A 25,310-nucleotide genomic window follows, 5' to 3' on the forward strand; every position below is an offset into this window, starting at 1 on the left:
CTCACAGACAAGCAAGGCCAGCCGTAGGTTGCGCCCCGTCCTGATTTACTCCCCCTGCAGTGGCGGCGCGGGCAGCCGAAATACGTCGCGCAGGGCGCGGCGGGCCGCATAGTAGCCACACATGCCATGCACGCCCCCGCCGGGCGGCGTAGCCGAGGAGCATAAGTACAGCCCGCTCTGGGAGGTGCGGTAGGGGGAGGCCCGCAGAGCAGGGCGTGTGAATAACTGGCCAATATCGAGCAGCCCGCCGTTGATGTCGCCGCCCACGTAGTTGGGGTTGTAGTCCTCCATTTGGGCCGTGTCGAAGGTGTGGCGGGCCAGAATACGCTCGCGAAAACCGGGCGCGAAGCGTTCAACCTGGCCCTCGATGGCGGTGGCCATGTCGACGCGCGAGCCGTTGGGAACGTGGCAGTAGGCCCAGGCGGTATGCCGGCCGGCCGGGGCGCGGGTCGCGTCGAAAAGCGTTTGCTGAGCCAGCAGCACGAAAGGCTTAGCGGCGTGCTGCCCTCGTGCCGTGACGCGTTCACTGGCGGCAATTTCTTTCAGCGTGTTGCCCAAGTGCACGGTGCCAGCCTGTGCACATTCCGGGGCAGTAAAAGGTGTGGGCTCAGCCAGCGCCCAGTCTACTTTGAATACGCCCATGCCGTAGCGGTAGCGTCGCAGCTGCCACTGGTAGATGCTAGACAGGCTGTGTCCGGCCATCTGCAGTAGCTGGGCCGGAGTCACGTCGAGGAGCACCGCTTTGGCCGAAGGCAATTGCGCCAGTGAACGCACGTAGGTTCCGGTTTCTATCCGGCCACCCAGCGCCACGAAATGCGCCGCCAGGGCATCGGCAATGGCCTGCGAGCCGCCTCGGGGCATGGGCCAGCCGCCGCGGTGGGCCGCAATCAGCAGCACTAGGGCAATGGCCGAGGTAGTCAGGTTGCTCAGCGGCTGAATGGCGTGGGCGGCCATGCCAGCCAGCAGCCCTTTGGCTTTTTCGCCGGCAAAGCGGCGCGCCAGCGTGGTAGCCGGCAGCAGCGCCGACAGTCCGAATCGGGCCATGTCAATGGGATGTTTGGGGAAGTGCAGCGGGGCCAGCACGTCGTTGGCGATGCCGGGCCACCGGGCTACGAGCGGGCCGAGTAGCTCTTGGTAGGCGTTGGCATCTGCACCAAGGCTACGGGCGGTATCGGCCAGCGAGGCCGCCACGGCAGCAGTGCCGTCGTCGAATGGGTGCGCGGCGGCTACCGGGGGCGTGATGTACTCCAGGCCGTATTGAGCCAGCGGCAACGTTTGGAAAAAAGGCGAAGCGGCCGCCAACGGATGAATGGCCGAGCAGATGTCGTGGCGAAAGCCGGGCAGGGTCAGCTCAGCCGTGCGAAGGCCGCCGCCGATTTCCTTTTTCCCTTCCAGCAATAGCACCGACAACCCCGTCTGTTGCAACACAATGGCCGCCGCCAGCCCATTCGGGCCCGAACCAACGACGACGGCATCATAAGAAGGGTTACTCATGCGACGTGGGCGGAGTTTAAAGGAGTATTGCCAATCGTCTGGTAAAAATAGACCGTCCTGCTGGTCTGGCGTTCTCGCAGCCTTCTACTGTTGGGGTGAGTGCACGAAATACCAGGCCACCGGCTAAGCTTGTTGAGAATGGACTGGTGCTCAAAGGAGATGATGGCCAGCGCCGGGGTATTGTGCTACTGTGCTACCCCGCCGCCCGCTAACGCTTTACCTTTGTGCAATCGCGCAACTTTCGCCCGCCGCACCTGGTTTTTTGCTCATGAACAAAACGTATTGCCCCAGCCTCACCGAATACAAGCGCCGCGTATCCCGCGTGGTCAACATTGGCGGCCTGCCCATGGGAGGCAACTTTCCCATCCGCGTGCAGAGCATGACGACCGTCGACACGATGGATACGATGGGCTCGGTGGAGCAGACCCTGCGCATGGTGGAGGCTGGCTGTGAATACGTGCGCATCACCGCGCCCAGCATAAAGGAGGCCCAAAACCTGCTGGAAATCAAGAAAGAGCTGCGCAAGCGCGGCTGCAACGTGCCGCTCATCGCCGACATTCACTTCACGCCCAATGCCGCCGAGCTGGCTGCCCGCATCGTGGAGAAAGTGCGCGTAAACCCCGGCAACTACGCCGATAAAAAGAAATTCGAGGAAATAGAGTACACCGACGCCACCTACGCGGCCGAGGTGGACCGCATTCGCGAGCGATTCCGACCGTTGGTCCAGATTTGCAAGCAGTACGGCACCGCCATGCGCATCGGTACCAACCACGGCTCGCTGAGCGACCGTATCCTGAGCCGCTATGGCGATACCCCGCTGGGCATGGTGGAATCGGCGCTGGAGTTTCTGCGGCTTTGTGAGGAAGAAAACTATTACGACGTGGTGCTGAGCATGAAGGCCAGCAACACGCAGGTGATGGTGCAGGCCTACCGTTTGCTAGTGCAAAAGCTCGACGAGGAAGGCCTGCAACCGTACCCGCTGCACCTGGGCGTGACCGAAGCCGGCGAGGCCGAAGACGGCCGCATCAAGAGCGCCGTGGGCATCGGCACGCTGCTCGAAGACGGCCTGGGCGACACCGTGCGCGTGAGCCTAACCGAAGCGCCCGAGGCCGAAGCCCCGGTGGCCCGCATGCTGATTGACCGCTACACATGGCGCGCTGGCATGGCCCGGCCCATCAAGCCGCTGGTGGGGGAAGTACCGATTAACCCGTTCCAGTATTTCCGCCGGCCTACCCATGAGGTGGGCAACTTTGGCGGGCAGAACGTGCCGCGGGTTATCACGGATGTGTCGCGCCTGCCCCGCCTGGAGTATGCCGACTTGCGCGCCGCCGGGCACCTGTATTCGGCCTTTCTGGACAAATTTCAGATGTCGGACCTCGGCGCCGATTACATCTACAGCGGCGAGCGTCCCGTGCCGTTCATGCTGCCCAACGGCCTGAAGGAACTCGTGAACTACCCGGCCTGGAACGACGCCGGCCGCCGGCTCGACCACTTCCCGCTCATCACGGCCGACCGCTACATGGCCGATACTCATCTGGGCCCGGGACCGCGCCCCGACCTGCACCCCCAACTGAATTTTTTGGCAGTGTCGCTGGACGCACTGGACGCGCCCCTGCTCGCGCAGCTGCGGCAGGACCGGAACATTGTGCTGTTGCTGTTCACGACGAACACACACGCCATGCCCGAGTTGCGGCGGGCCTTCTTTGAGTTGATGCTACACCGCGTCGACTGCCCCGTGGTAATCGCGCGGGACTACCCGCTGCAAGCCGCCGAGCAAACGCAGCTGGACGCCGCCACCGATGTGGGCGGCCTGCTCATCGACGGCCTGGGCGACGGCATCGTGCTGGGCACCCGCGACCTTCCGGACGGGGAGTCGCAGGAAAGCTGGCTTGCTACCATCAACGGGCTAAACCAGCTCTCGTTCGGTATTCTGCAGGCGGCCCGCACCCGCATGAGCAAGACCGAGTACATCAGCTGCCCCAGCTGCGGCCGCACCCTGTTCGACCTGCAGGAAACCACGGCCATGATTCGCCAGCGCACCGACCACCTCAAGGGCATCAAAATCGGCATCATGGGATGCATCGTGAACGGCCCCGGCGAAATGGCCGACGCCGACTACGGTTACGTGGGCGTGGGCAAGGGCAAAATTGCCCTCTACCGTGGCCAGGAAGTCATCAAGAAAGCGGTGCCCGAAGAAGCTGCCGTGGATGAGCTCATCGAGCTCATGCGCGAGGATGGCCGCTGGATTGAAAAGGAAATACTAGGGGAGCCAGTGGGGGCGTAGTCAAGCGAGGCCTTATGCTTGATTTTAGTTTGATTACCGACAATCAGCCAAATAATTCAACTGCCAAGCTGAAATACATTGGCGGAATTGAATGGGAGGAATTTGAAGAAGCGCAGGTGGCGAAGGTCATTGAAGGCCATCTGGACTATTATGGAGACTTTCGTTGGTCCAATGAATTGGTGAAACGAAAAATTTCACAGCTAGAAGAGCTGAATCGCGCTTCATTATCGAATCTAACGGACATCTTAAAGCATGCAAACGCTGCAGGGTGCGGGATAATGGCTTATGGCGATTAAAAAATCACTTACATTTCTCCTTGCGGCGCGTGTCGATAATGTGCGCTATTTTCCAGCCGTCGGCCAGCTTCACCAATTGGAAAGAGTCGTAGCCGCAGTGGCTGAATTTGCTGCCTAAATAGAACTCGTAGGGAGCCCAGACGCAGGCGAGGTTGGCATCAATCAATACCTTTTCAAACTGCACTCGCTCGTCCCATATTTCGGCGTGCGGGGTGCCCACGGCTTTCAGAAAACCGTTGATATTTTCGATTTCAAGTTTGGTCGGCTGGCCGGGCTTGCCACCAAAACCGTGGAATACCGCGCCGGGCGCCAGCGTGCGGCGCACCATCGTGCTGTCGCCCCGCCGCATGCCGTCGAAGAAAGTGGTAACGGTTTGCTGAATGGCCTGCGTTTCTGGGGAAGCCTTCTGGGCTTGCGCGGGAAGGCTGGAGGCAAGGGTGAGGCCGCCGAGCAGGGCAGTAAAGCGTGGGTCCATGGGAATAGAGCAGGTGTGACTAAAGGCAGCAAGTGCCCCGATGGGTTGCGTGGGCCGATGCAGAGGCGAATGTAGCTTTGTGGCCTTATGCGAGCTCCTATTCTCAGCGGCGCAATGGCGGCGCAATTTGCCAGCGAAGGCTTTGCCGTGCTGCCCACCCTCTATACCCCAGTGGAGGTAGCCGCGCTGCTGCGCACCGTGGAAACGGCGCCCGCGAGCGGCCCCAATTTTCGGCGCAGCCAGGAAGTATTTGCCATTCGGAATTTACTGGGCGAAGTGCCGGCTTTGTGGCCGCTGCTGGCCACCAAGAATCTGCAGGAGCTGCTGGGCCAGCTGTTTCCCGGCGGCTGCCACTTAGCCAAGGCCATTTACTTCGACAAGCCGGCCGGTTCGAACTGGCTCGTGGCCTGGCACCAGGACCTGATGATAAACGTGGACCAACGCGCCGATTTGCCCGGTTTCGGCCCCTGGACCAGCAAGGCCGAGGGCGTCGCGGTGCAGCCTCCGGTAGGGGTGCTCGAAAACGTGTGCACCATTCGCATTCACCTCGACGATTGCGACGCCACCAACGGCGCCTTGAAGGTGGTGCCCGGCTCGCACCGGCGCGGGGTAATACCGGCCACCGACATTGCTGGCCTGACCCCAGCGGCCACGAGTTGCGCCGTGCCGGCCGGTGGCGCCATGCTAATGAAGCCCTTGCTGCTGCATGCTTCGAACCGCAGCCAAGGTGCCCGGCCGCGCCGGGTGGTACACTTGGAGTTTGCCTCGGCTGAGCTGCCAACGGAACTGAAGTGGCGGGAGCGGCACGCGCAACTAGCTGGAATATTGGCCTAATAATCGATGAAATTCAGCCGAAAAACAAATCATTCCACCCCCCCAGGTGTTACCTTTCTGAACTAAAATTTGCCCCGCCATGAACGGTAAAAACCTTTTTAACTTCGGTCCGGTCCTCGGTTATTATTTCCGGAAAAACGACCCGAGCCGCAAGAACAACTTCAACATGAAAACCATGCACTTCATCAATAAGCTCAGCTTGGCGATGTTTATGGTGTGTTTGGTGGTAATGCTATTCCGCTACGTGCTCTAGGCTGACGGAAATGAACATTGAGGATTTCCGGGATTATTGCCTGCTGAAAGCCGGCGTGACCGAAGAGACGCCTTTTGGCCCGGAAACGCTGGTTTTCAAAGTCGGCGGCAAAGTTTTCGCCCTCACCGATATCGACACCTTCGGCAGCATTAACCTGAAGTGCGACCCCGAGCGCGCCGCCGAGTTGCGTGAGGCCCACGACTACGTGCTGCCCGGCTACCACATGAATAAGAAGCACTGGAACACGGTGCTCATTGGTACCGGCGCTCCGGAAAGCCAGCTGCGCGAGTTGATTGACCATTCGTATAACTTGGTCCGAGCCTCGCTGCCAAAAGCCGTGAAAGCGGCGCTCGAAATGTAGAGACGAAAGACTTTTCATCGTTCTGCTGACACAATAAAAAAGCCCCACTGGCCATGCCAGCGGGGCTTTTTTCGTGCACCTAAGCTTATTGACCAACGAGGAACACAGCGTTGCCAAACATCAGTTTGCCACTTTGCCAGAACGCGCGAAATAGCGGGTTGTCGCCGAGATACACCACCGTGCCGCGGCCCAAATCCTGCGCGCCGACTACAAACGTGTCGGTGAGTTCCTTACGGGCCTTGGTGCCGGTGAAACCAGCCGAGTAGCTATTCTTTTTGATGACGCCCACGTTCCAGCCTCCTTTGCCGAGGAAGCTGTAGTTAAGCGGGTTGCGCACCAGTGCGAAGTAGGTGTCGCCGTAGCCGAAGGCCAGCGGGTGGGTGTTGTCGAGCTGCACGCGGTAGATGCTGCCTTGCACGGCGTCTTCGGCTTCCTCACGCTCGGCGTCGCCGTAGCGGCGAAGCAGGCGGTAGGGGTTGGCCTTCAGTTCTTTCTTAATGGCGGTAGAATCGGCGGTTTTGGACTTTAGCAAAAAGTCCTTTTTGCTGGACAGGAATTTAGCCGCGCCTTCCATGGCGATGAGGCGGCCGCCGTCGCGCACCCATGCTTTCAGGTTCTCCAAGTTGCGGTCGTTATACACGTCGCTGTAGCCGCCGTTGGGCAGAATCAGCACGTCGTACTTGTTCAGCGACACGCGGCTGAGGTAGTCGGTACCGAGCACCGTGAGAGGGTAGCCAAGCTGCTGCTCGAAGAAGTGCCACACCTCGCCAAACGCGGTAGCATCCACGCCCGGGCCGGCGACCACAGCTACCGTGGGCTGCTTCACGAAGTGCACCGAGCTGGAACCCAAGTCACGTCCCGAGGTTGAGAAGCCTGATTTTACGGCCATCACCGTGGTGCCAGCCGAGTCGGCCTGGGCGCGGACTAGTTGGTCGAAACGGTTGCCAAGGCCTTCGTTGCCGGTGCGGGTGATGATGAGCGTGCCGGGCGCATACTGCTGGCCTTCCGACTCAAACGCTTTTTCGGCGTAGCGCACCTTCACTTTCTGTTGCAGCAGGCGGCTGAGAAAGCGCACATCCTGCAGGCTGTTCCAGCGGGCCAGGTAGGCGTAAGGGCGGTCGGCAGTGGCGGCGCTACCCTTCACGGTGGCAGTGGTAGGCGTACTGCCCGAGGCGTCGAGGCGGCCGGCCACGGCGTACGATTTCAGCCCAAACGCATAAGGCAGCGCCCAGGACGTAATGTCGTACGTGAGGGAGTCTTCGAGCTGGGACTTGGGCTCGAACAGCACTTTCACCAGCGTCGATTTGGGCTGGTACATGCTGATAACTACGTCGCGGGGCTCGATGGTAACGTCGCCGGTTTTGCCGGTGGTGTAGTTAAAACCGCGCGTTTTGGTGCGCTTGGGGGCGTAGCCGTAGCGAATCTGGTTGCGGTCGAGGTATTGCGTAAAAGCGCGCAGCTGACCTGGGTCATTTCCTGCTGCCATCACGTAGCTCTTGAATTCGCCCTGGGGCTTGCTGGCCGCGTTGGCGAAGTAGGTCTGAAACTCGCGCAACAGGTCGTCGTGCCGCTCGGCGGTGGCCTGAATGGTGGCGCGGCTGGCGGCGTGGTGGTGCGCTATGCGCTGGGCCAGCGTAAGGGTGTCGCCGTCGAGGCGGGCGTAGGCTACGCCAGCAGGGCCACCGCCGCCCTGCTCATACGTCATCCCAATGGCGCCGTTGAAGCTGGGCCAAGTGTCGCCGTAAGTAGGAGCGTACAGGTCGTAGACTTCGCGGGTGAAATACAGCCAGTTGTTCTTGTCGAAGGCCACCTTGTTGTAGTCGCCCAGCACGCCCTGAAACTTGCGCTGCCACGCAGTGAGGTCGGCGTGGTAGGGCTTGGCGGCGGGCGAAAAGTAGTAGGTGTTGTTCGGGCCCATCTCGTGGAAGTCGGCATGCACCTCCGGGAGCCACTGGTTATAGAGGGCAATGCGCTGCTTGGTTTCCTGCTGGGTTTGCCAGGCCCAGTCACGGTTCAGGTCGAAGTAGTAGTGGTTGTAGCGGCCGCCGGGCCAGGGCTCGTGGTGCTCCCAGGAATCGGGGCTGGCGTTCACCGACTGGTTGCGCACGCGGTTGTACCAGTTCACGTACCGGTCGTGGCCGTCGGGGTTGATGCAGGGGTCGACGATGACAACGGTGTTCTTCAGCCAGTCCTGCATCTGCTGGTCCTGCGGGTTGGCCAGGTCGTAGAGTACCTGCATCACGGCTTCGGAGCTCACAGCCTCGTTGCCGTGCACATTGTAGCTCAGCCAGCACACGCCGGGCATCTGGCGCTGGCCGCTGCCGCTTTCCAGGCCCGCCAGTTTCAGGTTGTTGTGGCGGACGTCTTCGAGCCGGCCGAAGGTTTCGGCGTTGGCAATCTGCACCACTTCCAGCGGACGCTTCTCGTAGGTGCTGCCGTAGCGCACCAGCTTCATGCGGCCGGGCGAATGGGCAGTGATGTGGGCCACGTAGCGCAACAGCTCGGCGTGGGGCGTGAACTGCGCACCTAGCTTGTAGCCGAGAAACTGCTCGGGCGTGAGCAAGGAGCCGGCCGCGTCGGTGGTTTGGGCGCGGCTCGTGAAGCTTAGTAATAAGAATGCAGCGAATAGGCTAAGAAGCCGGCGTCCGGACGTGAAAAGATGCATTAGAAAGCGGAATGAAATGCTAAGGTTGGTGCGTGCAAAGATGAAGTATACTTCCCAACCATGAGCCCCAGCGGGGCGACATATCGGTAGTAAGCAAGGCAAAAAGAATGAAAAAGCCCCAGCGGGGCGACACTCGTTCAACGAATGTCGCCCCGCTGGGGCTTTGTGAAGCGGAACAAACAGGTTTTAGCTACCGACATGTTGCCCCGCTGGGGCTTATTAATATTTACACCACCACATTCACCATACGGCCGGGCACCACAATCACCTTCTTAGCCGACTTCCCTTCGCCGTGCTTGGCCAGAAAATCCGACGCCAGCACGGCCGTTTCAATCTCGGCGGCGGTAGCGGCGGCGGCAAACTGCATCTGCTCGCGCACCTTGCCGTTGATGGCCAGCGGGTACACCACGGTGTCTTCCACCAGGAATTCTTCGCGGAACTCGGGGTAACCGGCGTGGCTGATGCTGCCGGCCTCGTGGCCCAACTCCTGCCACAACTCCTCGGCCAGGTGCGGCGCGTAGGGCGACACCAGCAGCACCAGCGGCTCCAGGATGGCGCGCTTGTGGCACTTGAGGGCCGTGAGCTCGTTCACAGTAATCATGAACAGGCTGACGGAGGTGTTGAAACTGAACTTCTCGATGTCTTCCTGCACCTTCTGGATGGCGCGGTGCAGCACCTTGAGCTCGGCCGGAGTGGCTGGCTCATCAGTCACGGCCAGGGGGCCGTCTTCGGGGTGGAAGAGGCGCCAGAGTTTCTTGAGGAAGCCGCTCACGCCGCTGATGCCGTTGGTGTTCCAGGGCTTATACTGCTCCAGCGGGCCGAGGAACATCTCGTAAAGGCGCAGAGCATCCGCGCCGTATTTGCCAATCAGCACGTCGGGATTAACGACGTTGAATTTGGCTTTCGACATTTTTTCAACTTCCCACCCGCTGACATACGTGCCGTTGTCTTCCGTGATAAACTCGGCTTCGTTGTAGTCCGGACGCCATTTACGGAAGGCTTCCATGTCGAGAACGTCATTTTCCAGAATGCTTACATCGACATGCAAAGCGGTGGTTTCATACTGGTCTTTTTTACCCAGCGTCACAAATTTATTAGTACCGTTAATACGATACACGAAATTCGACCGGCCCAGAATCATCCCCTGGTTAATCAGTTTCTGGAAGGGCTCACCGCTGCTGACGAGGCCCAGGTCTTTCAGGAACAGGTACCAGAAGCGGGCGTAGAGCAAGTGGCCGGTGGCGTGCTCGGCCCCACCCATGTAGAGGTCCACGGAGCCCCAGTACTGCTCGGCTTCCTCGCTCACGAAGCGGGCTTCGTTGGTGGGGTCCATGTAGCGGAGGTAGTACCACGACGAGCCCGCCCAGCCGGGCATGGTGCTCAGCTCGTAGGGGTATTTGTCGCGGTAGAGCCAGTTTTGGGCGCGGCCGAGGGGCGGCTCGCCGGTTTCGGTGGGCTTGTACTCGTCGATTTCGGGCAGCACCAGCGGCAGGTCGCTTTCGGCGATACCGTAGGCCGTGCCATCCTTGTAGTAAATAGGAATGGGCTCGCCCCAGTAGCGCTGGCGGCCGAAAATGGCGTCGCGCTGGCGGAAATTCACCTTGCCTTTGCCCAGGCCCTTTTCTTCGAGGAAGGCGATGAGCTTGGGCGTGGCTTCCTTGTAGGTGAGGCGGTTGATGATGCCGGAGTTGATGTAGCGGCCTTCCTTGGTGGGGTCGGCCTGCTGGTCGATGTCCTTTTGGGCATCGGAAATGGCGGGGATGGGCAGGCCGAAATGTGTGGCGAACAGCCAGTCGCGCTGGTCGCCGCTGGGCACGGCCATCACGGCGCCGGTGCCGTAGCCGGCCAGCACGTAGTCGGCCAGCCAGATTTGCACGGGCTCATTGTTCACCGGGTTCAAAGCATAGGCGCCGGTGAAGACGCCGGAGACAGCCTTCACGTCGGTCATGCGGTCGCGCTCCGAGCGGCGCTTGGTGGCGGCGATGTACTCGTCCACAGCCGCTCGCTGGGCGGGTGTCGTAATGACATCGACCAATTCATGCTCGGGAGCCAAAACCAGGAACGTGGCCCCATAGATGGTATCGACGCGGGTAGTGTAAACTTTGATTTCCGAGCCACCTGACGAGGACAGCGCGGCTCCTGACGTGGCTTTCGAGGCCTCGGAAGCCACGTCAGGAGTGTCGGAAGGCGTGCCAGAAGTAGCGGAAGCGGCGGCAGGAGTGTCGGAAACCTGGCCAGCAGCCCCGGAAGCCCTGGCAGGCAATACGGGGAAGGTCACTTCGGCCCCGATGCTTTTGCCAATCCAGTTGCGCTGCATCTCCTTCACAGCGTCGGGCCAGTCGAGCTGGTCGAGGCCCTGCAGAAGGCGGTCGGCGTAGGCGGTGATGCGCAGGTTCCACTGGGGCATGAGGCGGCGCTCGACGGGGAAGCCGCCGCGCTCGCTCAGGCCGTCCTTTACTTCATCGTTCGAGAGCACCGTGCCCAGGCCGGGGCACCAGTTCACGAAGGTATCCTGCTGGTAGGCCAAGCGGTAGGGGAGCACGGCGGCCAGCTTCTGCTTTTCGGTAAATAACTGCCACTGGCCGGCCGAGAAGCTGAGGCGGTCGCCATCGTCGCCAGCGGCGCGGATGCCGTCGCTGCCGCTGGCGGCAAAGCGGGCGGTGAGCTCGGTGAGGGGCTCGGCCTTGTTCGTGTCAAGGTTGTACCACGAGTTGAACAGCTTGAGGAAAATCCACTGCGTCCACTTGTAGTAGCTGGCATCCGAGGTGCGCACTTCGCGGCTCCAGTCGTAGCTGAAACCGAGGCTGCTGAGCTGCTGCACGTAGGTTTCAATGTTCTTTTCGGTGGTGAGCGCGGGATGCTGGCCGGTCTGGATGGCGTACTGTTCGGCGGGCAGGCCAAACGAGTCGAAACCCATGGGATGGAGCACGTTGAAGCCGCGCAGGCGCTTGTAGCGCGTCACGATATCGGAGGCAATGTAGCCCAGCGGGTGTCCTACGTGCAGGCCCGCTCCGGAAGGGTAGGGAAACATGTCGAGCACGTAGTATTTGGGCTTCTCGGAGTGGTTCTGGGCCTGGAAGGTGCGGTGCGCTTTCCAGTGGGCCTGCCACTTCTTTTCAATTTCTTCGGGACGGTATGCGGGCATCTTGCGCGGAGTTTATTCCGGGCAAAGGTAGGACGTAGGAGAAAGTAGGGCGAAATTTGTTGCGTTAGCGCCATGCGCAAACCCAGAACGTCATGCTGAGCGCAGCCGAAGCATCTCGCTTGTGGTAGTAATCAAAACCGCAGAACCGAAAGTCGGCGTAGCTAACGATTGAATTAGTGGCGGCACGCGAGATGCTTCGGCTGCGCTCAGCATGACGTTCTAAATAGAAAAAAGCCCGATACTACGCGCTACATGGCCCGCATACCCAAAGAGTTAGTCGACCACATCATCCAGACCGCCGACATTGTGGAAGTCGTCGGCGACTTTGTGCAGCTCAAGCGCAAGGGGCAAAATCTGTGGGCCCCGTGCCCGTTCCACAACGAAAAGTCCCCGTCGTTCTCCGTAAACCCGGCCAAGAGCCTGTACAAATGCTTTGGCTGCGGCAAGGCCGGCGGCGTGGTGCAATTTGTGATGGACGTGGAGGGCACCAGCTACGTGGAGGCTCTGAAATACCTGGCCAAGAAGTACGCCATTGAGATTCAGGAAGAGGAAAAGACGCCCCAGCAGCAGCTGGAGCAGAACGAGCGGGACTCCCAGTTCATCGTTTCCGACTTCGCCAAAAACCACTTCCACCGCCTGCTGCTGAACTCGGAGGAAGGCATGAGCATCGGCTACGGCTACCTCAAGGAGCGCGGCCTGAACCTGAACACCATCCAGACTTTCGAGCTCGGCTACTCGCTCGATAGCTGGGACGACCTGATGAAAGCCGCCGAAACGGCTGGCTTCGACAAGAAGTACCTCGAAAAAACCGGCCTCACCGTCATCAAAACCGACGACCAGGGCAAGGACACCGGCCGGCGCTACGACCGGTTCCGGGGTCGCGTGATGTTCCCGATTCACAACATCAGCGGCCGGGTGGTGGGCTTTGGGGCGCGCACCCTGAAGCGCGACGACAAGATGGCGAAGTACCTCAACTCGCCCGAGTCGGAGATTTACCACAAGTCGGACGTGCTTTATGGCCTGTTTCAGGCCCGGCAGGCCATTCGTACGCAGGAAGTTTGCTACCTGGTTGAAGGCTATTTAGATGTGTTGTCGCTGTTTCAGGGCGGCATCAAGAACGTGGTGGCCTCGTCGGGTACCTCGCTCACGGAGGGTCAGATTCGCCTCATCAAGCGGTATTCTGATAACGTGACGGTGCTGTACGACGGCGACGCGGCGGGCATTAAAGCCAGTTTGCGCGGCACCGACTTGCTGCTCGAAGGCGGCCTGAACGTGCGCGTGGTGCTATTTCCTGACGGCGACGACCCCGACTCCTACATCCGCAAAGTGGGCGACCAGCGCTTCACCGAGTACATCGAAACCAAAAGCCAGGACTTCATCACCTTCAAAACCACGCTGGTGGCCCGCGAGGCTAGCAACGACCCAGTGAAGAAGGCCGAGGCCATCCGCGACGTGCTGCACAGCATCGCCAAAGTGCCCGACGCTATCAAGCGCCAAGTGTTTTTGCAGCAGACCTCGGCCACCTTCGGCATCGATGAGCAGGTGCTCATTACCGAGTATAATAAGCTTGTCAAGTCGCCCGGCCAGCAGAACAAGCCCAGTGGGGGCAGCGGCGATAACCGCGGCAACTACGGCAACGGCGCGGGCAGCGCCAACACCGGCTTTCCGCCCAGCTCCAACCCGCGCTCGGCTCCGGCCCAGCGCCCGATGACGGACGAGGAAGAGGCCGAAATGCTGATGTACGGCGGCCACGAGGCCACTGTAGAAATTTTGGGCGCGGGCGCGGCGTTTGCGACTTCCCCAGGCAAAGCAGCCGAGGAAGACGACACGCCCGACATGCTGCAGGTGTGCGAGCGCGAAGTGCTGCGCTTACTTGTACTGTACGCGGGCCGCGAAATAGAGCCCGAAGTGAGCGTGGCCGGTTACCTCATGGGCCAGCTCGGCGAGTACCCGCTCCAGAAGCCGCTTTACGCCGAAATGTGGGAAATCTGCCGGCAGGAGCTCCTGGCCGGGCGCTTCCCCGATGCCCGCCTGCTGGCCCAGAACGAGCGCGAAGACATCCGCCAGCTCATCACCGACCTGGCCACCGAGCGCTACGAAATCAGCCCGAACTGGCGCACCAAGGAAATATACGTCTTCAACGAGGTTGATTTGCCCCAGTTGGCCTGCGACAATGCCGTGCTGCGCCTCAACAAGGTGCACGTGCAGCGCGAGCTCGACCAATGCCTCGAAAAGCTGCGCCACCCACTCGAAGACGTGGAGATGTTCGAAATCCTGGGCGACATCAAGCGCCTCAAGGAGCTCGACAACGAACTGGCCGCGCTGCTCGGCACGGTGGTAGCGCGGGGCACTTAATTTGAATGAAGAATGAGGAATGAAGAATAGGCTGATGCGTTAGCCGAACTCAATTGGCTGACGCCTTCCTTCGGTTCCTCATTCTTCCTTCCTCGTTCCTCATTCAACAAACATATGCTCCAACGCCTCAACATAAACCGGCTCATTGTGGCCGTCGTGCTCACCGGCCTCAGCCTGATTTTTGGCATGGCCGGCTTCACCTATATCGAGCATTACGGCCCCATTGAGGCGTTTTACATGACGGTGACCACCGTGGCAACGGTGGGATTTGGTGAATTGCGCCCGTTTTCGGAAGCCGGACGGTTGTTCGTCTCGTTCTATATTCTCTACAACCTGGTGGTGGTGGCCTACCTCGTGTCGGTTTTCTCTTCCTTTATCTTTGACGGCGAGCTGCGCAAAATTTACAAGATGATAAAAACCGACCAGGAAATAAAGCGCTTCAGCGGCCATGTTATCGTGTGTGGCTTCGGGCGCAACGGCCGGCGTGCCTACCAGGAGCTGCGCGCCAACGGGGCCCGCGTGGTGGTGGTTGAGGCCAATAAGGAGTTGATGAAAAACATCACCGAAGGCCACACCGGCGAAGATTACGACGGCGACGGCGTGCCGGGCGGCAGCATCCACACCGTATTCGGCGATGCCACCACTGACCTCGTGCTGAAGCAGGCCGGCGTGGAGCGCGCCTCGGCCCTCATCACGGCGCTGCCCAAGGACGCCGACAACGTGTTCGTGGCCCTCTCGGCCCGGGCCCTGAATGCGCGTTTGAAAATCATTGCCCGCGCCTCGCTCAAAACCTCGGAAAGCAAGCTGCTTTCGGCCGGGGCCGACTCGGTGGTGATGCCCGATGAAATAGGCGGTTCGCACATGGCCAAGCTGGTGGTGCGTCCCGAAGTCATTCGCTTCCTCGACCTGATTTCGGGCCTGAGTGCCGACAAGCTGCGTCTCGAAGAAATGAGTTTCCAGCAGCTACGCAGGGATTTGCACGGCCGCAGCATTCGCGAGCTCGATGTGCGCTCCATCACCGGGGCCACCATTATCGGCCTGCGCAAAGCCGACGGCTCGCTGCTAGTCAGCCCCGGGGTCGACTACGTGCTGGCCCCCGGCGACGTGCTGCTGGTGCTCGGCAGCGAGGAGCAAATCGAAACCTTTGAAGTGCGTTTCCGGCAACTCTAATTTGAATTATAAATTATGTGTTATGAATTACGAGTGGCTTCATCTGCCTCTCGCACAATAATTCATGACTCACAATTCATAACTCGTAATTCAACCAAATGCACCTTCTGCAACTCTGTCCACGGGTGCCTTTTCCGCTCACTACCGGCGGGGCTATTGCCATGTATGACGTGGCGGCGGGCCTTGTGCAAGCGGGCCACCGCGTCACGATGCTGGCCATCAACACGCCCAAGCACCACCAGCCCGCCGATGCGCTCGACTACCTGGGCCCGAATTTTCGGTTGGTGACCGTGGATGTAAACACGGATATTACGCCGGTAAAGGCGTTGAAAAACCTGCTGCTGAGTCGTCAGCCCTACATAGTGGAGCGGTTTATCAGTCCGATGGTGGAGGAAAAGCTGATTGAGATTTTGCAGGGAGATACCGTTGATATAATTCAGTTTGAGGGCACGTTCGCGGCCTGGTACGCTGAGGTTCTTGGCCGGCATGAAAGCAGCAGCCTGCAGGTGCCGCCGCTGGTGCTGCGCGCCCACAACCTGGAACATACAATCTGGCAAATGCTAGCGGGGGGCGAGGGCAACCCGCTCAAGCGACTGTACCTGCGCGACATGGCTACTCGACTAGAGCAATTCGAGCGCCGCCACCTGCCGCAATTTGATGCAGTGGCTGCCATAACCGACGACGACGCTAAGCGCCTCCGTGCCCTGGGCTGCCCCGAGCCGGTGGTGTTCATCCCGGCCGGGGCCGATTTGAGCCGTTTCCAGCCCGACCCGAATATTCAGCCCAAGCCCCGCACGCTGTTCATGATTGGCTCACTAAACTGGCTGCCCAACCTCGAAGGTCTGAACTGGCTGCTGCGCGAAGTATGGCCCACCGTGCGCGCCGAAATGCCCGACGTGGAACTGCACATTGCCGGCAGCGGTACGCCGGAGGAGCTGCTGCAGCCGCGTACCGATGGCGTAGTGGTGCACGGCTTCGTCGATTCAGCAACGGCCTTTATGCAGCGGTACGAGTTGATGCTGGTGCCGCTGCTGAGCGGGGGCGGCATGCGCATCAAAATCATCGAAGGCATGGCCCTGGGCAAAGCCATACTCAGCACCGCCCTGGGAGCTGAAGGCATTGCGGTGCGCGACGGCCACGACATCGTGCTGCGCGACACGGCGGCTGCCTGGCTGGAGGCCCTGCGGGCCTGGTATCGGGGCGAAATGCCCGTGGCTGCTGTGGGTACTGCTGCTGCGCACACCGCCGCCGACTTGTACGACCGCCGCCGGGTAACGCAGCAGTTTGTCGACCTGTATGAGCGGCTGCGGCCGGTGCTGGCCTGATGGGCGTGGCACTGCTCGTGCTAGTATTCTGGACCTGCCTGCTGCTGGTGGCGCACACCTACGTGCTGTTTCCGGTGCTGCTGGGCTGGCTGGCCCAGGGCCGGCACCAGAACGCCGACGTCTACGGCCCGGCTACCGATGACCTGCCTGCCGTAGATATTCTGCTGGCCGCGCACAACGAGGAGGCCGTTATCGAGCAAAAGGTGCGCAGCACGTTCGCCACCACGTACCCGCTCGACCGCCTGCGCTTGCTGGTGGGCTCCGATAACTCCTCCGACCAAACCAACGCGCTTTTAGCTAAGTTGGCCACGGAGTTTCCGGAGCTACGCTTCGAAGCGTATACCCAGCGCACGGGCAAACCCACCGTTATCGAAAACCTCGCTCAACTAGCGTCGGCTCCGGTATTGGTGCTTACCGATGCCAACGTTTTTTTTGCTCCCGACACGCTTTATGAGCTCGTGAAACACTTCCGTCACGAGCGTATCGGATTGGTCGGGGGCCACATCATCAATCCCGAGCACCGGGCCGAGGGCATCTCGGGCCAGGAGAAAGCTTACCTGGAGCGCGAAAACCTGATGAAGTTTCAGGAAGGGGTGCTTTGGGGCGCGATGATGGGCGCTTTTGGCGGCTGCTTCGCGGTGCGCCGGGCTTGCTATCATCCGGCGCCGGCCAGCTTTCTGGTCGATGACTTTTACATTACAATGGCTGTATTGCGCGATGGTTACCAGGCCATCAATGAGCTCGATGCGGTGTGCTACGAGGATGTGTCCGACCACCTGCCCGAGGAGTTTCGGCGCAAGGCGCGCATCTCGGCCGGCAACTTTCAGAACCTGGCCGAATTTCGGGCGCTGCTTGGCCCGGCCTGGGGCGGCGTAGCGTTTGCGTGGTGGTCGCACAAGGTGCTGCGCTGGCTCACGCCGCACCTGTTGCTGGTGCTGCTGGCCGCTACGCTGGGCATCGTGCTGTTGGGCGGGGGCTGGTTTTATCAGCTGGCACTGGCCGGGCAGCTGGCGCTACCGGCCTTGCTGTGGCTCGATGCCGCGCTTGGTCGGCTGGGCTTTCACGGGCGGCTGCTGCGCTTCATCACGCACTTTTACAGCATGAATGCGGCGCTGCTGCTGGGCTGGTGGCGCTATATGCGGGGAATCAAAACCACGGTGTGGCAGCCCACCCAACGCAACCAGCAGGCGAGGTAGCGCGAACTTGTAGTTCGCGTCCGCGATGGAAGCCCGAACGGGACGCGAACTACAAGTTCGCGCTACTGCTCGCAGCGGACTGCTGAAGAGACCGGGGCTAACTTTGCACCGGCCCCGGTTGTTATGGCCCGAAATTCCCGCTTCCCATGCTTGATTCCATCGAATCCGCCATTGCCGATATCCGCGCCGGCAAAGTAGTTATCGTCGTCGACGACGAAGACCGCGAAAACGAGGGCGACTTCATTTGCGCTGCCGAGTGCGCTACCCCCGAAATCATCAACTTCATGGCCACCCACGGCCGTGGGCTGGTGTGCGCCTCGCTGCCCGAATCCCGCTGCGAAGAGCTGGGCCTCGACTTGATGGTGGGCCATAATACCGCCCTGCACGCCACGCCGTTCACCGTGTCGGTCGATTTGCTGAAGAATGGCGTGACGACGGGCATTTCGGCCTCCGACCGCAGCAAGACTATTCTGGCCCTCATCGACCCCGCCACCAAGCCCGAGGAGCTGGGCAAGCCGGGCCACATTTTCCCGCTTAAGGCCCGTAAGGAAGGCGTGCTGCGCCGCGCCGGCCATACCGAGGCTGCCGTCGACTTGGCCCGCCTAGCCGGTTTCGCGCCGGCCGGGGTACTGGTTGAAATTCTGAAGGAGGACGGCGAGATGGCCCGGCTGCCCGACCTGGAGCTGGTGGCTAAAAGATGGGACCTGAAACTGGTTTCGGTGCAGGACCTCATCAAGTACCGTCTGGCCCACGAAAGCCTCATTCAGCGCGAGATTTCGGTGAAAATGCCCACCGCCTGGGGCGATTTCGACCTGTATGCCTACACCCAGCGCAGCAACGGGGCCCACCACTTAGCCCTGGTGAAGGGCGACATCAGCGGCCCGGACCCGGTGCTGGTGCGCGTGCACAGCTCGTGCGTCACGGGCGATATTTTCGGCTCGTGCCGCTGCGACTGCGGCCCGCAGCTGCACCAGGCCATGCGCCAGATTGAGCGCGAAGGCCGCGGTGTAATCGTATACATGAACCAGGAAGGCCGGGGCATTGGCCTGCTCAACAAGCTGAAAGCGTACAAGCTGCAGGAGCAGGGCCGCGATACCGTGCAGGCCAACGAGGAGCTTGGCTTCCGGGGCGACGAGCGCGACTATGGCGTGGGGGCATCTATCCTGCGCGACCTGGGCATTACGGAAATGCGCCTGCTCACCAACAACCCCCGCAAGCGCACCGGCCTCATTGGCTACGGCCTCGAAATTGTGGATACGCTGCCCATTGAAATCAGCGCCAACCCCCACAACGAAGCCTATCTGACGACCAAGCGCGATAAAATGGGCCACGAAATCATGCGCCCCGTATCGGCCGAAACGCCGGCGGCGTAAATGGTGAATCCCTTTGCTAAGCCCGTTCTGCCTTAACGTATAGGCGGGACGGGCTTTTTAATTTTAAGTACTCGCTCAAAAGTAAACGAGTAAAAGCACGTCATGCAGAGCGCAGCGAAGCATCTCGCGTGCCGCAGTAAATCAATTGTTTGACGATGCGAGCGAGATGCTTCGCTACGCTCTGCATGACGGTTACTTTTGCTTGAGTACTTAATGTGCCAGCTGCTACCGTGGGCGGGGCAATAAGTGCTTATATTCGTAAGCGTACCAGTGGCTTAGCTTGCTGCCGGGTTGCGAAGCGATGAAGAACCTACTGCTCCTGTCCGTATTCGTGCTGCTGGCGACCGCGGCACTGGCCCAAACCCGAATGGGAGGCTCCTCCCTGCGGCTAACGTTTCGATTGGGCCGGGTGGTGCTGATTAGCGGCGATACCCTGGACGGGCCTGTTGCCGTGCAGTTTGGTCCGGATTTGCTTTTTCTGGCCCGGCCCGATGGCTCGGTGCGCACGCTTATTCCAGCGGCGATAGCGGCTTGCGCTGTGCAGCAGGAAATGGCCACCACGAGCACGGGTGCCATCGTTGCGACTGACCCCAACCAGGTGCGGCTGTTTCGGGGCCTGCCATACTACCCCGACCGCAATGGGAAGCAGCCCGAAATGGCGCTTTTCGAACAGCTGGGCGGTGGGCCGGTGCTGCTGCTACGCCGGCCGCGGCTGGCGCAGCGCACGGTGGCCTATGTCCCCCTGCCACTCACAGTAGGGTCGGGTTTATTCAGCGTACCGGTTGGAGGCAATAGCCGGGGCTTGCCCCCGCCCAGTGCCCCGCGCTACATCAGCCTGCCAGAGCTCCGCGACGATTTTTTTCTCATCCGTGCCTCCGACGAGCTCGCGCCATTGCGGCCCGGACTAAAGGAGCTGTTGCTGGCGTTCCCCGCCCTGGCTTCGCAGCTGCGTGCCTATGCGCAGGAGCATCGCCTGAGTGCCGTCAGCGCCCGCGAGCTGACGGAGCTGGTGGGCTACGCCAATTCGCTTTCGGCCATTGGCGCGCCGTAGTAGGCGGAACCGGTAGCACAGCCTTGTTGGGCACTGGCCGGCCATCTGCCTTGTTCGTGGGCGGCCGCGCGCTGGCAACAAGTCGTCCGACAAGTGCGGCAAGGCATCCGGAAGGCGCGGCAAGGCTTCCGACAGGCGCGGCAAGTCGTCCGACAAGCACGGCAAGGCATCCGACGAGCGCGGCAAGCCTGCCAGGGGCGCTGGCAAGCTAGTGGGAGACCGAGGCAAGGCCACCGATGCCGTGGACAAGGGGCCGAACGGGAGCGACAAGGCATTAGAGGCCGCGGGCAAGGAGCCGAGTGGGAGGGGGGAACTGGCCGAGGCCGCGCCGGGGGGATAATTGGGCAAATAATCCGCTACTTTAGCCCGCCTCAACTCCACTTAACCCCTTCTTTTCTCATGCATTCGTTCCGTGCTGACCAATTCCGAATGATGGGTGTGCTCGCGCCCTGGCTCACCGCCAACCTGCCGGCCATCGCCAAAAGCAAAATGGCCGCCCAAGAGGCCGCCGACGTGCTGGCCGGCCTGCCCGCCGTGCAGGCCAAAGCCGGCCTCACGGCCACCGAAACCAAAAAAGTGACCGAGCGCCGCACCCAGCAGCGGGAGGCGTTCGAAACCCATATCCTGGCCATGCTCGGGCCCTTGCAGATGGTGGCCACGGCCCTCAACGACATGGATTTCCTGGGCCTGGTCACCATCGGGCGCACGACCTTTAAGGAGCTGCGGCCCGAGCTGCAGGCCGGCGTGGGTCAGCAGGTGCTGGCCAAAGCGAAGGCTAATGCTAAAAAGCTGGAAGACTACGCCATCGATGCCGACTTCCTTGCCGAGGCCCAGACCCTGGCCGACACCTTCCAGCAGGGCCTGCCCGATACCCAGTCGCTGCTCGATGCCCGCCAGAACGCCAACGCCACTTACGACGAGGTGCACGAGGCCCAGATGACCCAGATTTACGCGCTCGACAAGGCCATGAGCGTGTTCGAGGCGGTGAACCCGGAGCTGTTCAAGGGCTACAAATCGGCCCGGGCGCTAATTGATTCGGCCGGCGGCAAGGCGAAGAAAGGAAAAGGGGAGAAGCCGGCCTAGTTGGCTGCTTCACCTGCATTGGACACTATAGGGCAAGTCCCCGGCTGGCGCACGCTAGCCGGGGACTTGCTTTGTTAAAGGTTGAGTTTCCGTTTCGGCGTTTACGAAACTCATCCCCTCGGAGCATTTCGTAAACAATGAATAGTAAACCAGCTTCTTAAACTCGTACTGCCTTGCAGCGGCCTACTGGCAGCTGGTGCTGGTCAACTGCCAGGCGTTTAGCGAAAGGAACGTTATCACATGCGCTGTTCGTCGAGAGCATGGCTGCCTTCATGCCGCACTTTTTGACACAAACTCTGCCGGGAATGTGCCGGGAACGTAAGCTTCAATGGTTTTTACAAAAGCCTCTAGAGTCGTTGTGTAGGGCTCTTGTCCGTCTTCCAACGCTGCCATGATGGCATCCCAGAGCTCGACGTGGTTGTCCTGAAAGCGAATAACCAATCGGTACACGTTGTATTCAACGTCCAAGATGGTGTCGGGCGCTTCTTGGCCGGCAGCAATCTTCTCAAGTAATTGCTGTTTGCCTAACGCACTGGCCACATCCATTTCGAAGAACGAGTTCAAGTCGGCGTATTTCATAGTTTAATCAAAAGGTCGTGCCCTAAACTTACTGCGTTTCGGCAAAGGAGGGTATATTCGATAATGTCCCACACGACACAAGTTTACCGAGACTTGCTTGCTCTCATTGCCAGCCTAAGTCATACCGACTTCAATCTAATTGACATTGAAGATTTCAGCGAACTGCTGAAGCAGGCAGCTGTTCCTAGCGAAAGGGGCTCCTTTGTCATCAGCCTACCCAACAAGCAACAAGACTATGGACAAGAAATTAACTTTGAATTAGTTCAACAGTCAGGCCATCGCAACAAGATTCACATGGAATTCAACAATTCGGGTAAGTTGACTGACTTCCATTTGCAAACCCATTTTTGAGAGCCATCACTTAAGCCTTCGTTCACGAAAACGGTGGTGGCTGTTGCAGAACTCCCCGGCGGGTGTCTGGCAGCTGTTGGGCGAGCAAATTAACGAACAGAAAGACAGCATCAAGCGCTTTCTTGCACATTGCCGAGGGCTCTTTCTTCCTTTGGAATGGCCGAACCCGGGTTCTGCAACAGCCACGGTGGTTCTACTTTAGATAGCGAGCGGGCGTCTGTCGGCGCGGCGGCGGTAGTAGTCAAAGCCAAGCGCAACCAGCGCCGGCACCAACGGCAGGAACAACAGCAGGGGCAATTCCGGGAAATCGCCGCGTTGAAATGCCCGCAGCGCTTTGAGGGGGGCCAGCACCACGAACGGCAGGTACACGGCCCCTCCCTCCCGGTAAATAATGGGAAAATTCACCAACTGCGGCCATGGCAGGGGCGGCACCCACAGTAGGACAAACAGTTCGGCGTACAGGGCCAGCCACCAGGTGCGCACCGGCAGCCGGTAGCTAAAGCGCCGGGTCAGGTAGTACACGGCGGCGACCGCCAGGGCCAAGACGCCCAAGGCCACCACGATGAAAAAGTGAAGAATGTCCATGCGAACCGTTGCGGGAGGAAAGATAAGGTCTCGGCGGTTGACCAGCGTTGTCCACGCCCGCAGGCCAGGTGCTCCCCCCTTGCCTGCGGGCGTGGACAACGCTGGTCAACCGCCGAGTTGTTGAGCGTAAGGCGCGTTCAGCAAAACGGTGCTTTACACATGCCGCACTGGTGCCGGGGCTTAAGCATGTAGGCTGGTCGCGGCGAACACAACCGGATGCTACACTTGCAGGGGCAGCGCCTCTTCCTGCGCCAGCTGCTGCCGCAGCAGCGTAAGCACCGACTGGGTGGCGTACGCCACGTTCAGGGCCCGGCCGTGGTGCAGCACGTACTCGCGGCGGCTGGTTTAGGTGGCGTAGGCATAGCTGGTGAATGGTAAATCAGTTTCTTAAACTCGCTCGGCACTGCAGTAGCTTGCGAGCCACTCGTTTTCGAGCTGCTGCTAGTAGTTCACCGAAAGGAGCGTTACTCTAATAACGTCCACTCTACGAAAACCTGCGGCCCATAATAGAACACGCCTTGGGCGTTGAGCCGCGAGTTGGGTGGGTCGGCTGGTTTTTGCTGCAATAGTTGACTGATTTCCTCGTGTCGGGCCCGGTCCTGTGGGAGGAGCGGACGCGTTGCTTCGGTCGTAGCCCCGGTGCGAAAGGCTTCTCGCCACCCCTCCTCCAGGGCCAGCATCTCCTGGGCAAGGCAGCACGCGTCGGGGTCTAGCGGCGTGAGCCAGTAATGCGCCAGCCACTCCGCCGCAGTTTCCTGCCAGTCGCGCCAGTGGCATTCGTAGTAGTGTAGTTGGCCCTGAAAATGGGCCAAGCCTTCCAGGGCCCCGTCGTACCAGTGGTCGATGGTGAACACAATATCACGCGGTATCTCCTTCATCGGGCGGCGGCAAGGGGCTGGGCGGACAGAGCAGACATTTCAGTTTAAATAAACGGTCCGAATAGGAAAAGATACTGTGATAAAAAGCAAGGAATTGGGCGAGGTTTTTTACATTTAGGCCTCTTCAAGGAGGACCTTTGGGTTCATCCTGCGTAGCCTCGGCCCGTCAACTGGCCGGGGCTACTTCTTTTTCCAGGCACCGGGCCGGGTGGTAGTGCGGGTCGTAGGCGCAGTCGTTTTTCCACAGCGAGTAGCAGAGCAGCAGCAGTTTGCGCATGACGGCAATCACGCCCGGCTTGCCGCTGGGCTGGCGTGCCCGCAACCGGGCGTAAAAGGCGATTTGCTGCGGGTTATAGCGCAGGCTGCTGACGGCGGGCAAGTAGAGGGCGGTGCGCAGGCGCACGTTGCCGCGGCGGGAGATGCGCGTGGCCCCCGCCGAGAGCCCGCTTTGGCGCTGCACCACGTCCAGCCCGGCGTAGGAGGCCAATTGGCGCTCGTTTTCCAGCAACACGAAGCCGTTGGTTTCGGCCACCACGACGATGGCCGTTGTCCGGCCAATGCCCGGCACACTGGTCAGGTGCGCCAGCTTGCGGGCCAGTTCCGGTTCCGTGGCCAGCAGCGCGGCCAGGTCGTGGTCCACGGCGGTGAGCTGCTCGTCCAGTAAGTGCATGCGGTTCCGTAGCCGTTCCAGCGTGCGCGCATCGGGCTGGTAACTGTGCTCGTAGGCATGGCGTTGCGTTTTGAGCCGGGCACCCTGCTGGGTGAGACTTTGCCGTTCGCGGGAAAGGGCGCGCAGCTGGCGCAGGGCGGGCGTGGGCGGCTGCCAGGCCGGCAAGGCGCGCTCCAAGCCGAAGCGGCACAGCAGGCGGGCATCGAGTTGGTCGGTCTTGCTCTTCTGCTCCGTGCTCTGGGCAAAGTGCTTGACTTTGTTGGGCAGCAAGACACTCAGGGTTTGTGTGTTATCGGCCAGAAAATAGGCCAGCTCTTCGTAGTACACGCCCGTGGCTTCCACGACGAACCACCGTGGGGCGGCCACTGCCTGCTGCTTGGCGGTCCAGACGAGTAGCGCGGCAAAACCCGCCGGGGTGTTGGCAAAGGTGGTTTCTTTGCCGAAGGTCAAGCGCTGGTCGGGGTCGATGCGGCCGAAACAGGCCACAAAGCTGTCTTTGGCAATGTCAATCCCCACCACGTACTTGAGGGGAGCGGGGGCGGTGCGTGCAGGTGCCATACACAAGAAAATAAAGAGAGAAAAAACGCAGCCAGTCAGGTTTTTACCGCAACTCTCCTTGTACAAATGCGGGATGCGTCCAGCCGGGCTCCCTCCATACTGTGCAGTCTTCAGGCAAAAACGGAAAACGGGGCACCGATTCTTTCACGCTCGGTCAGTCCCGAAAGCCTGCCGTTTGGAGGGTTGGGTGTCCCCGTTTTCTTTTCTGGCTACCTTTCAACTGAAAGGCAATGCAATCATACAAGGAGGGTTAAGCTGGGTTGATTGATTGGCTTATAAGTAGGTCGGATGAATTAGTTTTCACTAAAGGGGGAGAATTGAATGCGGAG

At 60.4% G+C, this 25,310-nt stretch carries 21 protein-coding genes; 13 read left to right on the forward strand and 8 right to left on the reverse strand.

The features are described from left to right. Window positions 1-45: 45 nt before the first annotated feature. Window positions 46-1,494, reverse strand: a complete 1,449-nt coding sequence (locus tag ABD837_RS15040) for a phytoene desaturase family protein (RefSeq protein ID WP_345056063.1) — start codon at window positions 1,492-1,494, stop codon at window positions 46-48. 268 nt (window positions 1,495-1,762) lie between these two features. On the opposite strand from ABD837_RS15040, the gene ispG reads away from it, so the two are divergent. Continuing rightward, window positions 1,763-3,778: a (E)-4-hydroxy-3-methylbut-2-enyl-diphosphate synthase gene (gene ispG / locus ABD837_RS15045; RefSeq protein WP_345056065.1), complete on the forward strand. Its 2,016-nt coding sequence runs from the start codon at window positions 1,763-1,765 to the stop codon at window positions 3,776-3,778. 14 nt (window positions 3,779-3,792) lie between these two features. Further along, entirely contained in the window at window positions 3,793-4,074 is a 282-nt protein-coding gene (locus tag ABD837_RS15050; RefSeq protein WP_345056067.1) for a hypothetical protein, read from the forward strand. Window positions 4,075-4,078: 4 nt separating this feature from the next. Here the strand turns inward: ABD837_RS15050 and ABD837_RS15055 are convergent, their stop codons facing one another. After that, window positions 4,079-4,549 (reverse strand): nuclear transport factor 2 family protein, encoded by a 471-nt coding sequence (locus tag ABD837_RS15055; RefSeq protein WP_345056069.1) that lies wholly within the window; start codon window positions 4,547-4,549, stop codon window positions 4,079-4,081. An 87-nt stretch (window positions 4,550-4,636) separates the two neighbouring features. On the opposite strand from ABD837_RS15055, the gene ABD837_RS15060 reads away from it, so the two are divergent. The 3 genes from ABD837_RS15060 (at window position 4,637) to ABD837_RS15070 (ending at window position 5,997) form a co-directional block, all read left to right on the forward strand. After that, complete coding sequence (locus ABD837_RS15060) at window positions 4,637-5,383, forward strand: phytanoyl-CoA dioxygenase family protein (RefSeq protein WP_345056071.1); 747 nt, start codon at window positions 4,637-4,639, stop codon at window positions 5,381-5,383. Between the two features lie 79 nt (window positions 5,384-5,462). Next, window positions 5,463-5,636, forward strand: a complete 174-nt coding sequence (locus ABD837_RS15065) for a DUF6728 family protein (RefSeq protein ID WP_345056073.1) — start codon at window positions 5,463-5,465, stop codon at window positions 5,634-5,636. 10 nt (window positions 5,637-5,646) lie between these two features. Then, window positions 5,647-5,997, forward strand: coding sequence for an MmcQ/YjbR family DNA-binding protein (locus ABD837_RS15070; protein WP_345056075.1), 351 nt, complete (start codon window positions 5,647-5,649; stop codon window positions 5,995-5,997). Window positions 5,998-6,082: 85 nt separating this feature from the next. Here ABD837_RS15070 and ABD837_RS15075 read toward each other — a convergent pair whose 3' ends face one another. Together ABD837_RS15075 and ABD837_RS15080 are read right to left on the reverse strand one after the other, a co-directional pair. Further along, on the reverse strand, window positions 6,083-8,662 hold the full coding sequence (locus ABD837_RS15075) for a M14 family metallopeptidase (protein ID WP_345056077.1): 2,580 nt from the start codon (window positions 8,660-8,662) through the stop codon (window positions 6,083-6,085). Window positions 8,663-8,888: 226 nt separating this feature from the next. Beyond that, complete coding sequence (locus ABD837_RS15080; protein ID WP_345056079.1) at window positions 8,889-11,807, reverse strand: leucine--tRNA ligase; 2,919 nt, start codon at window positions 11,805-11,807, stop codon at window positions 8,889-8,891. Window positions 11,808-12,059: 252 nt separating this feature from the next. On the opposite strand from ABD837_RS15080, the gene dnaG reads away from it, so the two are divergent. The 7 genes from dnaG to ABD837_RS15115 all read left to right on the forward strand — a co-directional run bounded on the left by dnaG (window position 12,060) and on the right by ABD837_RS15115 (window position 21,360). Beyond that, window positions 12,060-14,162, forward strand: coding sequence for a DNA primase (gene dnaG / locus ABD837_RS15085; protein WP_345056081.1), 2,103 nt, complete (start codon window positions 12,060-12,062; stop codon window positions 14,160-14,162). Between the two features lie 114 nt (window positions 14,163-14,276). Then, window positions 14,277-15,332 carry a potassium channel family protein gene (locus ABD837_RS15090; protein ID WP_345056083.1) on the forward strand — a complete coding sequence of 352 codons (1,056 nt, stop codon included), beginning with the start codon at window positions 14,277-14,279 and terminating at the stop codon, window positions 15,330-15,332. A 98-nt stretch (window positions 15,333-15,430) separates the two neighbouring features. After that, window positions 15,431-16,657, forward strand: a complete 1,227-nt coding sequence (locus tag ABD837_RS15095) for a glycosyltransferase family 4 protein (protein WP_345056085.1) — start codon at window positions 15,431-15,433, stop codon at window positions 16,655-16,657. 17 nt (window positions 16,658-16,674) lie between these two features. Further along, the gene (locus tag ABD837_RS15100) at window positions 16,675-17,853 is read left to right on the forward strand and encodes a glycosyltransferase (RefSeq protein ID WP_345056087.1); all 1,179 of its coding nucleotides are present in this window, start codon (window positions 16,675-16,677) and stop codon (window positions 17,851-17,853) included. A 146-nt stretch (window positions 17,854-17,999) separates the two neighbouring features. Continuing rightward, the gene (locus ABD837_RS15105; protein ID WP_345056089.1) at window positions 18,000-19,226 is read left to right on the forward strand and encodes a bifunctional 3,4-dihydroxy-2-butanone-4-phosphate synthase/GTP cyclohydrolase II; all 1,227 of its coding nucleotides are present in this window, start codon (window positions 18,000-18,002) and stop codon (window positions 19,224-19,226) included. Window positions 19,227-19,527: 301 nt separating this feature from the next. Then, window positions 19,528-20,277: a hypothetical protein gene (locus ABD837_RS15110; protein WP_345056091.1), complete on the forward strand. Its 750-nt coding sequence runs from the start codon at window positions 19,528-19,530 to the stop codon at window positions 20,275-20,277. Window positions 20,278-20,676: 399 nt separating this feature from the next. Further along, the gene (locus tag ABD837_RS15115) at window positions 20,677-21,360 is read left to right on the forward strand and encodes a hypothetical protein (protein ID WP_345056093.1); all 684 of its coding nucleotides are present in this window, start codon (window positions 20,677-20,679) and stop codon (window positions 21,358-21,360) included. A gap of 270 nt (window positions 21,361-21,630) precedes the next feature. Here ABD837_RS15115 and ABD837_RS15120 read toward each other — a convergent pair whose 3' ends face one another. Then, on the reverse strand, window positions 21,631-21,939 hold the full coding sequence (locus tag ABD837_RS15120) for a hypothetical protein (protein WP_345056095.1): 309 nt from the start codon (window positions 21,937-21,939) through the stop codon (window positions 21,631-21,633). 93 nt (window positions 21,940-22,032) lie between these two features. Here ABD837_RS15120 and ABD837_RS15125 point away from each other — a divergent pair, with 93 nt between their 5' ends. Beyond that, window positions 22,033-22,290, forward strand: a complete 258-nt coding sequence (locus ABD837_RS15125) for a hypothetical protein (RefSeq protein ID WP_345056097.1) — start codon at window positions 22,033-22,035, stop codon at window positions 22,288-22,290. 198 nt (window positions 22,291-22,488) lie between these two features. On the opposite strand, the gene ABD837_RS15130 is transcribed toward ABD837_RS15125, so the two are convergent. From ABD837_RS15130 to ABD837_RS15140, 3 genes are all read right to left on the reverse strand, one after another. Continuing rightward, window positions 22,489-22,875, reverse strand: a complete 387-nt coding sequence (locus tag ABD837_RS15130) for a hypothetical protein (protein ID WP_345056099.1) — start codon at window positions 22,873-22,875, stop codon at window positions 22,489-22,491. A gap of 464 nt (window positions 22,876-23,339) precedes the next feature. After that, window positions 23,340-23,753, reverse strand: coding sequence for a hypothetical protein (locus ABD837_RS15135; RefSeq protein ID WP_345056101.1), 414 nt, complete (start codon window positions 23,751-23,753; stop codon window positions 23,340-23,342). Between the two features lie 166 nt (window positions 23,754-23,919). After that, the gene (locus ABD837_RS15140) at window positions 23,920-24,981 is read right to left on the reverse strand and encodes an IS110 family RNA-guided transposase (RefSeq protein WP_345056103.1); all 1,062 of its coding nucleotides are present in this window, start codon (window positions 24,979-24,981) and stop codon (window positions 23,920-23,922) included. Between the last annotated feature and the right edge of the window lie 329 nt (window positions 24,982-25,310).

This window comes from Hymenobacter glaciei (assembly GCF_039539585.1).
Lineage (GTDB): Bacteria > Bacteroidota > Bacteroidia > Cytophagales > Hymenobacteraceae > Hymenobacter > Hymenobacter glaciei.

Bases quoted from the DNA above. Each gene is read 5' to 3' on its own strand.
- ABD837_RS15090 (WP_345056083.1), top strand. From the start codon at position 14,277: ATGCTCCAACGCCTCAACATAAACCGGCTCATTGTGGCCGTCGTGCTC.
- ABD837_RS15105 (WP_345056089.1), top strand. From the start codon at position 18,000: ATGCTTGATTCCATCGAATCCGCCATTGCCGATATCCGCGCCGGCAAA.
- ABD837_RS15095 (WP_345056085.1), top strand. From the start codon at position 15,431: ATGCACCTTCTGCAACTCTGTCCACGGGTGCCTTTTCCGCTCACTACC.
- ABD837_RS15075 (WP_345056077.1), bottom strand. From the start codon at position 8,662: ATGCATCTTTTCACGTCCGGACGCCGGCTTCTTAGCCTATTCGCTGCA.
- ABD837_RS15050 (WP_345056067.1), top strand. From the start codon at position 3,793: ATGCTTGATTTTAGTTTGATTACCGACAATCAGCCAAATAATTCAACT.
- ABD837_RS15055 (WP_345056069.1), bottom strand. From the start codon at position 4,549: ATGGACCCACGCTTTACTGCCCTGCTCGGCGGCCTCACCCTTGCCTCC.
- ABD837_RS15120 (WP_345056095.1), bottom strand. From the start codon at position 21,939: ATGAAATACGCCGACTTGAACTCGTTCTTCGAAATGGATGTGGCCAGT.
- ABD837_RS15065 (WP_345056073.1), top strand. From the start codon at position 5,463: ATGAACGGTAAAAACCTTTTTAACTTCGGTCCGGTCCTCGGTTATTAT.
- ABD837_RS15115 (WP_345056093.1), top strand. From the start codon at position 20,677: ATGCATTCGTTCCGTGCTGACCAATTCCGAATGATGGGTGTGCTCGCG.
- ABD837_RS15110 (WP_345056091.1), top strand. From the start codon at position 19,528: ATGAAGAACCTACTGCTCCTGTCCGTATTCGTGCTGCTGGCGACCGCG.
- ABD837_RS15080 (WP_345056079.1), bottom strand. From the start codon at position 11,807: ATGCCCGCATACCGTCCCGAAGAAATTGAAAAGAAGTGGCAGGCCCAC.
- dnaG (WP_345056081.1), top strand. From the start codon at position 12,060: ATGGCCCGCATACCCAAAGAGTTAGTCGACCACATCATCCAGACCGCC.
- ABD837_RS15140 (WP_345056103.1), bottom strand. From the start codon at position 24,981: ATGGCACCTGCACGCACCGCCCCCGCTCCCCTCAAGTACGTGGTGGGG.
- ispG (WP_345056065.1), top strand. From the start codon at position 1,763: ATGAACAAAACGTATTGCCCCAGCCTCACCGAATACAAGCGCCGCGTA.
- ABD837_RS15130 (WP_345056099.1), bottom strand. From the start codon at position 22,875: ATGGACATTCTTCACTTTTTCATCGTGGTGGCCTTGGGCGTCTTGGCC.
- ABD837_RS15135 (WP_345056101.1), bottom strand. From the start codon at position 23,753: ATGAAGGAGATACCGCGTGATATTGTGTTCACCATCGACCACTGGTAC.
- ABD837_RS15070 (WP_345056075.1), top strand. From the start codon at position 5,647: ATGAACATTGAGGATTTCCGGGATTATTGCCTGCTGAAAGCCGGCGTG.
- ABD837_RS15040 (WP_345056063.1), bottom strand. From the start codon at position 1,494: ATGAGTAACCCTTCTTATGATGCCGTCGTCGTTGGTTCGGGCCCGAAT.
- ABD837_RS15060 (WP_345056071.1), top strand. From the start codon at position 4,637: ATGCGAGCTCCTATTCTCAGCGGCGCAATGGCGGCGCAATTTGCCAGC.